Annotated in this window: 14 protein-coding genes; 8 read left to right on the top strand and 6 right to left on the bottom strand. The window is 71.5% G+C overall.

Annotation, left to right across the window (positions count from 1 at the left end; genetic code table 11):
- Positions 1–12: 12 nt before the first annotated feature.
- Genes AB0J97_RS27845 through AB0J97_RS27855 form a run of 3 tightly spaced genes read right to left on the bottom strand, consistent with a single transcriptional unit; the run spans position 13 to position 4,620 of the window.
- Positions 13–1,785 carry a family 20 glycosylhydrolase gene (locus tag AB0J97_RS27845; protein WP_364093521.1) on the bottom strand — a complete coding sequence of 591 codons (1,773 nt, stop codon included), beginning with the start codon at positions 1,783–1,785 and terminating at the stop codon, positions 13–15.
- Between the two features lie 10 nt (positions 1,786–1,795).
- Positions 1,796–2,980: a putative glycoside hydrolase gene (locus AB0J97_RS27850; protein ID WP_364093523.1), complete on the bottom strand. Its 1,185-nt coding sequence runs from the start codon at positions 2,978–2,980 to the stop codon at positions 1,796–1,798.
- Positions 2,980–4,620, bottom strand: a complete 1,641-nt coding sequence (locus AB0J97_RS27855) for an extracellular solute-binding protein (protein WP_364093526.1) — start codon at positions 4,618–4,620, stop codon at positions 2,980–2,982. The genes AB0J97_RS27850 and AB0J97_RS27855 overlap by 1 nt, the downstream gene beginning before the upstream one ends.
- A gap of 281 nt (positions 4,621–4,901) precedes the next feature.
- Between AB0J97_RS27855 and AB0J97_RS27860 the strand changes: the two genes are divergently transcribed.
- Positions 4,902–5,429, top strand: a complete 528-nt coding sequence (locus AB0J97_RS27860) for an EF-hand domain-containing protein (RefSeq protein ID WP_364093530.1) — start codon at positions 4,902–4,904, stop codon at positions 5,427–5,429.
- A gap of 93 nt (positions 5,430–5,522) precedes the next feature.
- Here AB0J97_RS27860 and AB0J97_RS27865 read toward each other — a convergent pair whose 3' ends face one another.
- Entirely contained in the window at positions 5,523–6,497 is a 975-nt protein-coding gene (locus AB0J97_RS27865; protein WP_364093533.1) for a DUF5937 family protein, read from the bottom strand.
- Positions 6,498–6,566: 69 nt separating this feature from the next.
- Here AB0J97_RS27865 and AB0J97_RS27870 point away from each other — a divergent pair, with 69 nt between their 5' ends.
- The 4 genes from AB0J97_RS27870 to AB0J97_RS27885 are packed head-to-tail and all read left to right on the top strand — an operon-like array spanning position 6,567 to position 10,003.
- Positions 6,567–7,406: an alpha/beta hydrolase gene (locus AB0J97_RS27870; RefSeq protein ID WP_364093537.1), complete on the top strand. Its 840-nt coding sequence runs from the start codon at positions 6,567–6,569 to the stop codon at positions 7,404–7,406.
- 59 nt (positions 7,407–7,465) lie between these two features.
- A complete protein-coding gene (locus AB0J97_RS27875; RefSeq protein WP_357703531.1) occupies positions 7,466–8,083 on the top strand; it encodes an RNA polymerase sigma factor in 618 nt (205 codons plus the stop codon).
- Positions 8,076–9,110, top strand: coding sequence for a hypothetical protein (locus tag AB0J97_RS27880; protein WP_364093540.1), 1,035 nt, complete (start codon positions 8,076–8,078; stop codon positions 9,108–9,110). Before AB0J97_RS27875 ends, AB0J97_RS27880 begins: the two co-directional genes overlap by 8 nt.
- Positions 9,107–10,003 (top strand): hypothetical protein, encoded by an 897-nt coding sequence (locus AB0J97_RS27885; protein ID WP_364093543.1) that lies wholly within the window; start codon positions 9,107–9,109, stop codon positions 10,001–10,003. The genes AB0J97_RS27880 and AB0J97_RS27885 overlap by 4 nt, the downstream gene beginning before the upstream one ends.
- 101 nt (positions 10,004–10,104) lie before the next feature.
- Here AB0J97_RS27885 and AB0J97_RS27890 read toward each other — a convergent pair whose 3' ends face one another.
- Positions 10,105–11,034, bottom strand: coding sequence for a hypothetical protein (locus AB0J97_RS27890; protein WP_364093546.1), 930 nt, complete (start codon positions 11,032–11,034; stop codon positions 10,105–10,107).
- Between the two features lie 306 nt (positions 11,035–11,340).
- On the bottom strand, positions 11,341–12,360 hold the full coding sequence (locus AB0J97_RS27895) for an aldo/keto reductase (RefSeq protein ID WP_364093549.1): 1,020 nt from the start codon (positions 12,358–12,360) through the stop codon (positions 11,341–11,343).
- 55 nt (positions 12,361–12,415) lie between these two features.
- Here AB0J97_RS27895 and AB0J97_RS27900 point away from each other — a divergent pair, with 55 nt between their 5' ends.
- The 3 genes from AB0J97_RS27900 to AB0J97_RS27910 all read left to right on the top strand — a co-directional run bounded on the left by AB0J97_RS27900 (position 12,416) and on the right by AB0J97_RS27910 (position 14,365).
- Entirely contained in the window at positions 12,416–13,042 is a 627-nt protein-coding gene (locus AB0J97_RS27900) for a helix-turn-helix domain-containing protein (RefSeq protein WP_364093552.1), read from the top strand.
- 61 nt (positions 13,043–13,103) lie between these two features.
- Positions 13,104–13,724: a 3'-5' exonuclease gene (locus AB0J97_RS27905; RefSeq protein ID WP_364093556.1), complete on the top strand. Its 621-nt coding sequence runs from the start codon at positions 13,104–13,106 to the stop codon at positions 13,722–13,724.
- Positions 13,725–13,732: 8 nt separating this feature from the next.
- On the top strand, positions 13,733–14,365 hold the full coding sequence (locus AB0J97_RS27910; protein ID WP_364093558.1) for an NUDIX domain-containing protein: 633 nt from the start codon (positions 13,733–13,735) through the stop codon (positions 14,363–14,365).
- The last annotated feature ends 23 nt before the right edge of the window (positions 14,366–14,388 follow it).

Raw genomic sequence — 14,388 nt, forward strand, 5'->3', positions numbered from 1 at the left:
GCGCACCCTTTCTCAGCTGATGAAACCCGCCGACGCGACCCTGGCGTACGGCAGGCACTGGGCGATCGCGCCGCCGTCCGGATAGGGATCGTGGCGCTCGAAGTCGGGACGGCCGTGCTCGGCCAGGTGGTCCAGGCGGGCGAGCAGGCCGCCGTAGCGGCGGTCGATCACGTCCCAGCCGAACGGCTTGTTGTCGCCGCACCAGACCCGGCGGTGCAGCTCGCGCAGGCGGCGCACCCCGTCGGTCAGGGCGGACAGGTCGGCGTCGTCGCCGGTGTGCAGCCGCACCTTGGCGGCCAGCACCTCGGCGAGCAGGGCGGGAAAGGCCAGCCGGACGTCGCCGGGCCTGACCCGCGCGGCCTCCCGCAGGCGGGCGGCCAGGTCGTCGTAGTGACCGGCCAGCCAGGGCGGCAGGCCGGAGGTGAGGAAGCCGAGCACCGGGTCGTGCCAGAGCAGCCACTTGGCCGGGTTGCCGCGCCAGGCCACCGGGTCGCCGGAGCCGGGCAGCAGGTCCAGTTCGGCCGCGGCCAGCCAGCCGTCCAGCGTGGCGTCGCACGACCCGGCGAAGGTGGCCGCCAGGTCCTCGTCCGGACCGCCGTACGCCAGGTCGGCGAAGCGCTGGACGGCGGGAAGGGCGGAGAACAGGTCGCACTCGGTGCCGTCGTTGCCCCACAGGGTGACGGCCGCCTCGGCCAGGCCCGCGTCGCGGGCGGCGGCCATCCCGGCCGACAGCGTCGCCAGGGCCTTCGGCAGCGCGGCCCACATGCGGTGATGCGTCCAGCCGCTCGCCGCGAAGACCGGGTCCTTGCCCAGGCCCTCCCGGTGCCTGCGGATCCACTCGTCGTAGAAGGCGCGCTCGCCGTGCTCGTAGTCCCAGTAGACGAGCTCGACCGGCGCGGGGATGCCGCCCGCCACCCAGGACGGGATCACGGAGCCGGGGTCGTAGTAGTGGTCGATCGCCGAGCCGAGCCGGAAGTACATGTCGCTCCAGATCATCGGCCGCAGCCCGCGCTCCGCGCAGATCGCCACCACGCGTTCCAGATGCGCGGACAGGATCTCGAACGGCGGCCGCTCGCCGAAGCGGCGGCGGTACCGGCCCGAGCCGATGCCGTGGGCCTCGTCCATGCCGATGTGCACGCGGCGGCTGCGGAAGCAGGAGGCGACCGTTTCGATCATCCGGCCGATCAGCGCGTAGGCGTCGTCGTCCCCGGCCAGCAGCACGCGCTCGGTGTCGCGCAGCGGCCAGAAGCGCGGCCACTGCAGGATCTGCTCCAGGTGCCCGAGCGTCTGCACGCACGGGATCACCTCGATGCCCAGCCGGTGCGCCTGGTCGTCGATCGCGCGCAGCTCGTCGGCGGTGTAGGCGCCGCGGGCGTAGCCGAACAGGGGCTCGCCGGGCAGTTCGTAGACGTCCTCCATGTACAGCCAGAGCGTGTCGATGCCCATGAGCGCGCATTTGCGCAGGTAGGAGGCGATCGACGCGGGACGCATGACGGCGTTGCGCGACACGTCCAGCATGAGGGCCAGCGATCGGAACGGACTGGACGCCGCACGCGGGGACAGATCGCCCATCGCGACGCCCAGGGCCCGGTAGGCGTCGCGCGGGCGGTCGTAGGTCAGGCGCCAGCCGCCGTCCTCCCGCTCGATCGCGTAGCCGGGCGCGTCGCCGGGGACCATCCGGACGCGGACGGCGTCCGGCCCGTCGCCGAAGCGCTCCGGGTACTCGGCGGCGATCTCGGCCAGGCCGGGCAGCGGCTCGCCGGGGGAGGTGAGGTGGAGGCGCACGTGGTCTTCCTCAGCTGGTCAGGATCAGGCCGGAATTGGGGATCAGGGTGACCTGGCCGGTGTGGGCCACGCCGTGCGAGTCGGTCCAGGTGCCCGGGGGCAGGGTGACGGTCGCGCTCTGGGTGGAGGACGGGTTCACCAGCGCCTTGCCGAGCTGGTAGTCACGCCGCCAGGCGCCCGAGGCGTCCTGGACGGGCGCGCCCGTGGGGGTGCCGAGGTCGACGTCCAGCTCGGGCCGGTCCAGCCAGACGCCGTACTGGTTGCGCCCGCAGAGCGTGAGCATCGTCCGCTGCTCGCGTACCAGCAGGTAGTTGGCGATGATCCAGTCGACCTGCTGCTGACCGGCGTCGGCGAGCGCGGTGGTGGTCGTCTGGTTCACCGTCACGACCGGCTTGACGCCCACGACCGAGCGGTAGAGGGCGAACGTCTGCGCCCACTCGTCGTCGGTGATGTTCGCGTCGCGGGCGCGGGTGAACCCGCCCTCGTGCAGCCACAGGTCGACGATCTGCACGGCCTGCGCCGACTGCTGGCGCTGCCAGGCGTTGACGCCCAGAGGGCTGATGTTGCCCGCCAGGGCCAGGCCCAGCTTGTGCATCTCCTTCTTCATCCAGCACAGGTAGTCGAGGAAGGCCGCGGCGTAGGCGGGGTCGTCGGTGCCGGACGCGTACTGCTGCACCCAGGTGCCGGCCTGGTCGTAGTGGCCGGAGGCGGCGGTCCAGTTCCACGGCACGACGTTGTCCATGGCGATCACCTGGTAGCCGAGCGCGGCGGCCGGCTTGACCAGGTTGTCCAGCATGAACTGCCGGGCCGCCGGGTTGGCCACGTCGAGGGTGACGGCCTGGGAGCTGCCCGACTGGAGGACCGGCGTGACCCGGTCCTCCTTGTACATGATCCAGTCGGGGTGGTTGGTCTGGTACCACGCCAGCGGACGGTCGGGGCTGTTGTCGCGGATGACCGGCATGTAGCGGCTGGGGACCAGCCCGGCGGGCTGTCCGGTGATGGGGTAGGCGCCCCAGGTGAAGGAGACCTTCCCCTGGTAGACCGACTTGTCCGGCACCTGGCTGTCGAACACCTGGGCGCGGGCGATGCCGTGCGCGGGCGGGTCCGGCAGCACGAGGGCGGTCCCGCGGGCGGCGTGCGCGGTGCCCGGGAGCACGAGCGTGACGGCGAGGGCGGCCAGCACTAATCGGATCATCAGTTCCTCCCTGATTGCTGTAGCGCGTCCTGGTATTCGGCGCGCGTCTTGTCCCCGCCGCCCGACTTCCAGGCGGCCACGCCCTCGTCCCACGCGGAGACGGGCTTGCGGCCCTGGATGATGTCGGCCTGCAGGTCACGCATCCGCTTGTCGAGCGTCGCGCCCTGGCTCTGGTCGGTGGCCGAGTACAGGCCCCCGATCGGCCAGGGCTCGGCGTCGACGAGGGCGGCCTTCTCGGCCTCGTACTCGTTCCTGGTGATGTCGGGGTGGCCGGGCGCGTAGTGCACGACCGGCGAGGCCGCGATGTAGAGGGTGGGCACGGTGGTCTCCGACTTGCCCGCGTCGGTGTGGATCGGGTCGGTGCCCTTGAGCGTGAAGTCCCAGTCCTTGACCCCGTAGACGCGCTGGCGGTGCTCGGCGGTGCCGAAGGGCGAGACCAGCCAGTTGAGCACCCGCAGCACCTCTTCGATGCGGTCCTTGGGCGCCTTCTTCAGCCCGGTGATGGAGAAGACGGCCGGGCCGAGGTAGGTGGGCGCGGGGCCGCCGCCGTCGAACTTCGGCGGTTGCAGGGCCTTGAGCTCGGCCTTCGGGTCGGCGGCGCGGGCGGCGATCGCGATGTTGGACCAGGTGGACGCGCCCACGTGGATCTTGGTGGCGCCGCTGGACATCCAGGCGACCTTCTGCGCGCCGGTGGCGGTGAAGGCGTCGGGGTGGAAGACCTGGTCCTTCCACAGTATCGCGACGACCTCCAGGGCCTTCTTCATCTCGGGCTGCTCGTAGTTCTTGGTGAAGCGGCCGCCCTCGACCTTCCAGTTGTTGGCGACGCCGAGCATGGCGCCGACGAACTCCAGGGTGCTGAGCGGCTCGTCGATGGCCCACTTGTTGGCCGAGGGCTCGGTCAGGCCCTTGAGCAGGGCGACGAACTCGGCGCCCGACCGCACGTCCAGGCTCAGGCCCTTGGCGGCGACGATGTCGGCGCGGGCGGAGGCGGCCAGGCGGATCGCGGGCAGGTGGATGGGGATGCCGTAGATGCCGCCGTTGTAGACCGTGGACTGCCAGCTCGTGGTCGGGATGTTGGCGAGACCGGGATAGTCCTTGATCTTGTCGCCGGAGAGGAACTCGGACAGTTCCTGAAATTTCGCCTCAAGGAGGCCGGGGAGCTGCGGCGTGTTGGCCCGCACCTCCATGGTGTCCGGCAGGTCGCCGCCGGCCATCATGGTCTGGAACTTGTTGACGTAGTCGGCGGTGGGCGCGCCGGTGATCTTCAGCTCGGCGCCGAGCGCCTGGTTGAGCGCCTGCCAGTAGCGGTTGCCGGCCAGCGGGGTGGGTGGGGTGTTCATGGTGCAGAGGGCGTGCACGGCGCCGCCGCGTGCCGGGACCTCGGCGGTGAACTTCACCGGGTCGGCCGGATAGGCGAAGAACGCCGGCAGGGCGCCGTCGGCCGTGCCCGGCAGGTCCGCCTTGAGCCCGGTGAAAGGCACGTGACCCGGCAACGTCACCCGCGCGTTGGCCTGTGCGCTGCCGCTCCCGGCGCCGCCGGTGGCACTGCCGCCCGAGCCGCACGCGCCCAACGCGCCCAGCGCGGCGAGCCCGAGCGCGCCCTGCAGGAGCTGCCGTCTGCCCAGTCGGTTTGCGTCCATACGGTCGCCACGTCCTTTCGTGATCGCCCGTTCGTCGGGGAGTGGGCACAAGATTGCAAGCGCTTGCCTACATTGTCAATAGATGATGTGAATGATGCAGGTTGGGGCACATGGTTGCGTGGCAATCGCTTGCCACTGTTGCGCATCCTCTGGGACGTCGGCGCTTCGCCGCTCCGAGCGCCCGGCAGCCACGATCCGTAACGTATTCGTCACTCGAATGACTATGGTCACGGTTGGTGAGGCCTCGACAGCATTGAGTCTTCCCAAGAGTGGAGGCAGAAGTGGCCAGTGAGTTCCAGCGCAAGAAGGTCGGCGGAGTCTTCCGGGCGATGGACCTGGACGGCGACGGCCGGCTGACCCAGGCCGACTTCCAGGCGCTCGCCCACCGCTGGACGGCCGTCGCGGGGTCCGTGCCGCCGGAGCGGCTGGTCTCCGTCATGACGGGCTGGTGGCCGGTGCTGCGGGCCGCCTCCGGCCCCGACGGCGACGAGGCCGTCTCGCTCGACCAGGTGCTCCACGTCGTGGACGGGCTCGGCGACCTGGCCGACGCCGTCACCGGCACCGCCGACGCCATGTTCGAGGCCATCGACCTCAACGGCGACGGCCTGATCTCCCGTTCGGAGTACGGCGCGCTCATCGAGACGTGGAACGGCGCGCCCTCGGCGACCGACGAGATCTTCCCGCGCCTCGACCTGGACGGCGACGGCCACCTCACCCGCGACGAGTTCCGCGTCCACTGGACGGAGTTCTGGGCCGGCGACGACCCGGACGCCCCCGGCTCCTACGTCTTCGGCGCCCTGGCGGAGTAACGCGCCCTCGGCTGCCGGACGGCAGGGAAACGCCCCGGCCCCCTTCTCGGGGCCGGGGCGCGCTGTCAGCTCACCCCCGTCGCCCGGTCTCCGTCAGTGAGCGTTCGGGGGTGGGCCGCCCAGCAGGTGGGTCGCGCGGTCCGTGCGCAGGTGGAGGGCGGTGCGGCCCTTGCGTTGCGTGGACACCAGACCGGCCCCGCGCAACGCGCCCAGGTGTTGGGAGACCGCGCTCGGCGTGATGCCCAGGCGGGTGGCCAGCGCCGCGGTCGCCAGGGGTTCGGCCAGGGCGGCGAGAATCTGCGTCCTGGTGTGGCCGAGCACGGGGGCCAGGCCCGTCAGCGCCGGTGGGGGCGACTCCCAGAGCAGGCCGACGCCCGTCGCCGGGTAGCGGATCGACGCGGCGGTGACCGGGGCCTTGTCGACGCCCACGTCGGGCCAGTTGAAGACGCTGGGCTGCAGGACCAGGCCGTGCCCGCCGGTGTCGACCGTGTGCACGGAGTGCGGGGCGCGCCGGCCGTGCACCACGAGCTGGCCGTCGTCCCAGGCGATGTCCCGGTGCAGCTCGGTGAACAGCGCCTGCACCCCGCCCTCCACCAGGGTCAGCGCGCGCCGCCCGATGTCGGCCTCCAGAACGGCGCACATCCGGCCCCACTGTGGCGCGATCAGCAGCTCGTGGCAGCGACGCAGCGCCTCGGCCAGCCGCGGCAGCACGGTCGCGGGCTCGGGGGCGCTCTCGGCCGGCATGCCCAGGACCGCGCCGTACTCCTGCCGGAAGAAGTCCTCCGGCGTGGCCCGTACCAGGTCCAGTTCGGACGCCATCGAGGGCAGGCGCTCCCTCGGCGCGGGGAACAGGAACGACGGCAGCGGTCCGGAGATCAGCGCCCGCAACAGCGGCAGCTCGCGTTCGCCCGCCAGCGGCGGACGCGCCTGGCGCACCCAGGGCCGATGGACGGCGTGGCCGCCCGTGCCCAGCAGGATCCGCAGCGCCAGCACCGTCTCGCCCAGCGGTGAGACGGCGAATCGCACCTTGGCGACCGACGCCGCGGTGAACCTGATCTCGACCGCCATCCGACCCTCATCATGTAGCTGTGGCTAAACGATAGCCGAGCCGTGCCGGTCTCCCGCAGGCTACGGAGCATGCACTTCTTCACCTCCTACGACGGCACCGAGCTCGCCTTTCACACGTTCGGCGGCGGCGCCCCCGTGATCTGCCTGCCCGGCGGGCCGATGCAGGCTTCCGCCTATCTCGGCGACCTCGGAGGTCTCCCGGCGCACCGGCAGCTCGTCATGACGGACCTGCGGGGCACCGGACGGTCCGCCGTGCCGGACGACACCGCCTCCTACCGTTGCGACCGCCTGGTCGAGGACGTCGAAGCCCTGCGCGAGCACCTCGGACTCGACCGGATGGACCTGCTCGCCCATTCCGCGGGCACGAACCTGGCCCTGCTGTACGCGACCCGCTTCCCGGAACGCGTCGGCAGGCTCGCCCTGATAGCCCCGAGCGTCGCCGCCGTCGGCATCCCGATCAGCGCAGACGTCCGGAAGGAGATCGCCCGGCTGCGCGAGGGCGAGCCCTGGTTCCCGGCGGCGTCCGCGGCGCTGGAGAGCGTCATGGCCGGACAGGCCACCGGCGACGCCTTCCGGGCCATCGCGCCGTTCTGGTACGGCCGCTGGGACGAGACGGCCCAGGCGCACAGGGCCGCCGAGGACGAGCAGCGCAACGACGAGGCGGCGGCGGTCTTCGGCTCCGAGGGCGCCTTCGACCCCGACGCCACCCGCGCCGCCCTCGCCCGCTTCACCTCGCCGGTGCAGGTGGTCGCGGGGGAGGTGGACCTGAACTCCCCTCCCGTCGCGGTGACCGAGCTCGCCGGGCTGTTCCCGCACGCGGAGCTCGTCGTCCAGGCGCGGGCCGGGCACTTCCCGTGGCTCGACGACGCCGACCGGTTCGTGGCCACCACGTCGGCGTTCCTGCGGTAGGGCCGGCAGGTGTCGCGGAGGGCGTGAAAGCAGAACACCGCATCGGATGAGTAGGGGATGTGACTGCCAATTCGACGGCTCCGGATCTCGCCGATCCGCGGGAGACGATCAGCGACGAGGCTCTGGTGGAGCTGTCACGCCGGTCACCCGACCGCTTCGGCGAGATCTACGACCGGTACGTACGCGAGATCCACGCCTACCTGGGCAGACGGCTCGACGGGCAGGCCGCTGACGATCTCACGGCCGAGGTGTTCCTGGCCGCGTTCAAGAAGCGTGGGACGTTCGATCCCCGGCGTGGCACGGTCCGTCCCTGGTTGTACGGCTTCGCCGGCGTCGTGATCGGGCTGCACCGGCGGGCCGAGGCCCGGCGGCTGGCCGCGCTGCAACGCGGCGCCGGCGTGGACGACGATCGGGAGCACGGCCACGAGGACCGCGTGGTCACCCGCATGGACGCCGCGAACGCACAGGGGCGGCTCGCGGCCGGGCTGCGGGCGCTGTCCGACGGCGACCGGGACGTGCTGCTGCTGAGCGCGCTGGCCGAGTTGAGCCACCAGGAGGTGGCCCAGGCGCTCGACATCCCGTACGGGACCGTCGGATCCCGCCTGTCGCGGGTCCGCAGGAAGCTTCGTGCCGCCCTGGGCGGTGTCAATCCGCTGCTTGGAGGGTCTGATGGATGATTACCGGGCGGTGCGGGACCTGCTGCCCCCGCCGCCGTTGTCGCCCGAGGTCGAGCGGGCCGGGCGCGAACGGCTGGCAGCCGCCTTCGCCCGGGAGCGTCCACGGCGTGGCCGCCCCAGGTGGAGTGCGCTGGCGCTCGGCCTGGCCGGGGCCGCCGCGGCGGCCGCGATCGTCGCGGTGAACGTCGCGGTGAACGTCGTGCCCGCCTCTCATGGCGTGGCCGTCCAGGCCGACGGCAAGCGGTTCCTGCTGGTCGCGGCCGCCTCAGTGGCTGCCGTGCCCGACGAAGGCGGGTGGTGGGGCAGCACGGAGGTCCGCGGCCGGCAGTTCCACGAGCCGGGCGGACGGTACGTCCTGCGGGAGAGCGAGTCGGTCGAGACCTGGATGCCCGCGGACCCCGAAGGGCTCACCTGGTACCGCTCGACCCCCCAGGGGATCAGGCCCGCGACGCCCCAGGACGAGGCGGCGTGGGCCGCCGACGGCTCGCCGACGTCCTGGACGTACGACAAGCCCTCGGAAACCGGGCGCTCCGGTGTCGTACGGTCCGGACCCGGCGAGCGGCGGACCTGGTCGACCGAGGACTGGGACTTCCGCATCCTCACGGCGGGCAAGCCCCTGACCAAGATGAGCGAGGTCCCCGACACCCCTGAAGGGCTGAAGGCGTTCTTCGCCGCCGACGACCGTACGACCATCGACACCGCGGCGCGGCTGCTGTTCTTCGCGCCGGTGACGAACGCGACCAGGGCCGCCGCGTACCGGCTGCTCGCCTCCCTGCCCGGGGTCGCCGCCGTCGGGCAGGCGACCGACGTGCTGGGCCGGGCCGGGCAGGCGGTCGAGTACGAGTCCGGCGAGTTCGCGCCGCCGGACCACCGAGGGGCGACCAGGACCCGGCTGGTGATCGACCCCGCCTCCGGCAGACCCCTTTCCCTCGAAGTCCGATCCGCCGCGGACGGCCTGCTCCTGACGTACACCGCGATCCAGGACAGCCGCTGGGCGGATGCCAACCCGTTGAAGGAGAACGCATGAGAATCACCCTTGCCGTCGCCGCCGGGCTGCTGTTCGCCGGTGTGGCCGCTGTCCCGGCGTCCGCCGACGCGCCGAAGGGGGCGTACTGGCGGGTCGAGACGATCTACACCACCACCCACCCCCGCCCGGTCGGCAGCGGCTACCACCTGACCCAGCGCAACGTCACCACCGAGTGGCTGTCGCCGAACGGCAAGGCCTGGACCGGCATGCGTGAGCTGGGAGCCAGGCCCGCGACCAAGAAGGACGAGGCCGCCTGGCGCGCCGACGGATCTCCGACCACCTGGGACTACCGCACGGAAGGCATGAAGATCCACCTGTCCACCCGGCCGGGCAAGGGATCCGTCAAAGCGCAGGAGGACCGGCCCGACGGGTTCCGGCTGGGCGAGAAGTACGTTTCCTACCAGCAGCTCCAGGAGCTGCCGACGGACGCCGAGGCGCTCAGGAAGCAGCTGACCGCCGAGGTCGACGCCTGGATCGACGAGGCCGCCGAAGAGGCGAAGAGCACCGACCCGAAGGCCACGAGGAACGACTGGCTGGTCAACCTCGACCGGTATGTCGCCGAGCGGGCGGTCGAGCTCCTGTACGTGAACCCGGTGCCCGACAAGGTCCGGGCCGCCGCCTACCAGGTGCTGAAGACCACCAAGGGCGTCGGCGATCTCGGCCGGGACAAGGACCCGCTGGGCCGCTCGGGCCAGAAGCTCGCCCTGCCCGTCTCGTCAAGGAAGGGGACGGTGCTCAAGCAGCAGCTCCTTGTGGACACCTCGGCCATGACGCTGCTGGCCGAGTACACCGACCTCAAGGACGGCGGCAAGGCGGTGCTCGGCAAGTCCGGCGTGACGACGTACAAGGCCGGCTGGACGGACGACAAGCCCGCCGTTCCGGCCGCGAGCTGACCGGTCCACGGCCGAAGACGTCGACGTGACGCGTCGCGGCACGCGGCGCGTCACATCAGGGGCTGTGCTGTCGGGGACCTGTGCTGTCAGGGGCTGTGCGGTCAGGAACGGGCGGCCTGCGCCTGCGTCAGGCGCGGGCGCAGCGTGAAGCGGACCTGGACGGCCGCCGCAGCCGCCAGCACCACCGCCAGGAGCGCGCCGGCGGCGAGCAGAGTGGTCCCGTCGGGGTGGATGAGCGCCTGGCCGCGCTGTGCCTGCCAGATCAGCAGCCCGGTGAGACCGGCGTAACCGAACGCGGCCACGATCACCAGCGGGACCCGGCGCACCCACAGCGCGATCAGCGGCAGCACCTGCAGCGCGTGCAGCCCGACGAAGTGGGCCGCCCGCAGGTCGCCGCCGCCGGTCGCCCAGCCGAGCAGCGGCATCCCCGCGCCGCCGTCCGCCGCGCCGACCGTGTGCGCGCCGATCGTGATCAGCTTGAGGCCGCCGGCCAGCGCCTGCGCCTGCTCCGGCGTCGGCGCGGTCATCAGGTAGCCGACCGACATGCCCGCCAGCGAGATCGCCACCCCCAGCGGGATCGCCCAGGCCATCGCCCGGTTCACCCGGCGCTGCATGACCAGGAAGATCCCCAGCGCCAGCGTGAGCGCCCAGCCCAGGTAGGCGGCCCCTCCCATCAGCATGAACACCGACTTGTCGAGCGTGGTGGCGAAGTTGAAGTGGCTGCGCACCCCGCGCACGGCCTGGAAGGTGATCGCGGAGATCTCCGGCAGTACGAACAGCGCCACCGTGACCGTGCCCAGCCACCACAGGGTCCGCCGCCACCGTTCCACCTGGCTGATCATCCAGGCGAGGGTGAGCGCGTACAGGGCGAAGGAGGCGGCGAACTTGAACGGCTTGAGCCACACCCCTTCGCCCATGACCGTCCGTCCGTCGACCACCAGGCCGACGCCGCTCACCAACGCGAGCGCCGCCATCGCGAGGGCACAGGCGACGAGCGGGCCGTGCCAGGTTCTCCAGCGCAGGGAAGTCATGACGTCTCCTTCAGATCGACTGAAGACAACCCTGCTGGCCAGGGACGACACGAACCAGAGACGTGATCATCGGCTGCACATGACATCGTCATGAATCGGGCAGACGGGTCGCGGAGACGTCCGAACCGCCCGGGCACGGGCCCGCGCCGGCAGCAACCGGCCTTGCTCGGGACGGCAGGACGTCACGAAGCCCGCCCGCCGCGCGACCTCGACCGCCCGCTGCACCAAAGGCGGCAACCGTGCGGGATCGGCGTACCCTGCCGTGCCCTCAAGTGACATCGGTCAAGGCTGAGCCGGCCGGCCGCCTCACGGCACTCGGCGGTCGAAGCGGCCGATCGAGGGGCCGTAGACGAACTCGCGCGACATCTCGATGAAGTTCTGCGGGAACCCGAGCGGGAAGGCGCTGGCCTCGTCGAGCCGCTCCACCACCTCCGGTGGCAACCGCAGCTCACAGGCGGCGAGGTTGTCGGTGAGCTGGTCGAGCGTCCTGGCGCCGGAGATCGGGTGGATCCAGCGGCGGTGCGCCCGGGTCCAGGCGAGGGCGACCTGGGAGGAGGAGACGCCGAGCTCGTCGGCGACGGCGTCGACCTCGACGGCGATCGCCAGATGGCGGTCGGGTACGGCGTCGCGGCTGATCCTGGACCCGGCGGTGGCGTCGGTGCGGGTGAACTTCCCGGACAGCACCCCGCGGGCCAGCGGCGCCCACGCGGCCACCGACAGGCCCAGCGTCTCGGCCATCGGCAGCAACTCGCGCTCGATGTCGCGCTCCAGCAGGCTGTAGGACAGCTGCAGTCCGATGAACGACGTCCAGCCGCGCAGCTCGGCGATGGTGTCGGCGCGCGCGATCACCCAGGCGGGCACGTCGGAGAAGCCCAGGTAGAGCACCTTGCCCGCGCGTACCAGGTCGTCGAGGGCGCGTAACGTCTCCTCGATCGGGGTGGCGGGGTCCCAGATGTGCACCCACAGCAGGTCCAGGTAGTCGGTGCCGAGGCGCCGCAGGCTCTCCTCCACCGATCGCCTGAGGCTCTTGCGGTGGTTGCCCGAGGCGTTGGGGTCGTCGCGGTCCATCGACAGCGTGTACTTGGTGCTGAGCACGTACCGGTCGCGTTCCTTGCCGATCAGCTCGCCGACGATGCGTTCGCTGGAGCCCTCGGTGTAGCTGTTGGCCGTGTCGATCATGTTCCCGCCGGCCTCGGCGTACGCGGTGAACATCCTGCGGCACTCCTCAAGGGGAGCGCCCCAGCCCCAGTCCTCGCCGAAGCCCATCGTCCCGAGGATCATCTCGGAGACCCGCAACCCGCTCGTTCCGAACGTCGTGTGTCTCATGGCGAGGACTGTACATAGCGTCTAGACATACTGTCTAGACGCTAGGATTCCGAGAATGGAGGCGAGAGCGGGCCGGCGCGCCCCACAGCCGAAGGACGACGGCCGCGACCTGCGCGAGGTGATCCTGGCCGCCACGCGCGGGCTCCTCGACGAGCGGCGCTTCGACGAGCTGAGCGTGGCCGACATCCTGGCCGCCGCCCAGGTGGCGCGCGGCAGCTTCTACTTCTACTTCGCGAGCAAGCACGAGGTCCTGGCCGAGCTCGTCCGTCGTGCCATCGCCCGTGGTCACGAGGTCGCGCAGCCCTGGCTCACGCACGACGAACCCGACCAGCGGCGGGCCTCCGTACGGCACGGCATCAGCCACGGCGCCCGCCTGTGGCGCGAGGAGGCGCCCGTGCTGCGAGCCATCGTGGAGAACTGGCGCACCGACCCCGAGCTCACCGCGCTGTGGCGCGACCAGATGGCGGGCTTCACGGCCGCCACCACCGAACGCATCACCACTGACGACGCCACCGCCCCCGGCGTCGATCCGGCCGCCCTGGGCGCGGCGCTGACCTGGCTCGGCGAACGCCTCTACTACCTCGCCGCCCTCGACGTGGCCCCCTTCGCCGACGAGGACACCCTCGTCGAGGTCCTCACCCACATCTGGATGACCTCCCTCTACGGCGAGTCGGCCCGGTAGACGGTCCGGGCACGCGGAAATCGGGGTGCCGGAGCCGGGCGCGCATCCCTACGCTCACCCCATGCGTCACGAATCCGCCCTGCTGAACGTCATCGATGTGGAAGCCACCTGCTGGGACGGGCAACCTCCGCCCGGCTCCGTGAACGAGATCATCGAGATCGGCCTCACCGTCGTCGACGTGCCGGCCCGGCGCCGCGTCTCCCGGCACCGCATCCTGGTCCGTCCTGCCCGGTCGGCCGTGAGTGACTTCTGCACCGAGCTGACCGGCCTGACGCGATCCGAGGTGGACCAGGGCGTCACCTTCGCCGAGGCGTGCCGGATCCTCGTCGAGGAGTACGAGGCCGGGCAGCGCCCCTGGGCGAGCTGGGGCGAGTACGACCGCCGGCAGTTCGCCCGGCAGAGCAAGGCCGAGGGGGTGGCCTACCCGTTCGGCCATCCGACGGAACGCACCCACACCAACGCCAAGGCCGTGTTCGCGGCGGCGTACGGGCTGCCCAGGAAGCCCGGCATGGATCACGCCCTGCAGATCGCCGGACTGCCCCTCGAAGGACGCCATCACCGCGGCGAGGACGACGCGTGGAACATCGCGGCACTCGTCCTCGACCTGCTGGACCGCGGGGCATGGCCCCTCGCGGCCACGGTCATCCAGCGGCTTCTAGCGGTGCGCCCGGCCTTGGCATGATGAGAGACGTGACTGCCATCGACGGCCCGGACGTTCCTCTTCGGAGTCGGCTGACCGAGTTGCTGGAGGGCGTCGTCCCCTGGGACGAGCAGGAGCGCGCGCACCTCACCACGGCGGCGGAGTGGATCGCCAGCGGCGCTCCGCTGTACCGGCTGCGGAAGCCCGATGTCCCGCCGATGCACCTGGTCAGCTACTTCGTGGCCCCCGACGAGGCCCGCGCGGAGCTGCTGCTCGTCGCCCACCGCAAGGCCGGCCTCTGGCTTCCCGGCGGCGGCCACGTCGAGCCGATGGAGGACCCGTGGGACACGGTTCTGCGCGAGTGCAGAGAGGAACTGCACACCGAGGCCCTCCCGTCGGCGGTCTCCGGAAACAGGCCGTTCTTCCTGACCGTCACCCGAACCCGCAGGTACGAACAGCACACCGACGTGTCGTTGTGGTACGTCCTGCGGTCCACGGCAGGGGCCGTCACCTCCTTCGACGAGGGCGATCAAGTGGCTGCCGCTGCGACAGGTCCTCGCCGAGCCAGGCGACACCCTCGACCCCCACATGCACCGGTTCACCGGCAAACTCATGGCTGCCCTGGCCCGGTAGCCGTCCTCTCCCCGCGGCGCCGCCTCAAGGTCGCCGTGAAGAGCGCCTGAGCTGGAGTGAATAGACTTGTCGT

It is taken from the genome of Nonomuraea sp. NPDC049607 (genome assembly GCF_040675375.1).
In the GTDB taxonomy this organism is placed as follows: Bacteria; Actinomycetota; Actinomycetes; order Streptosporangiales; family Streptosporangiaceae; genus Nonomuraea.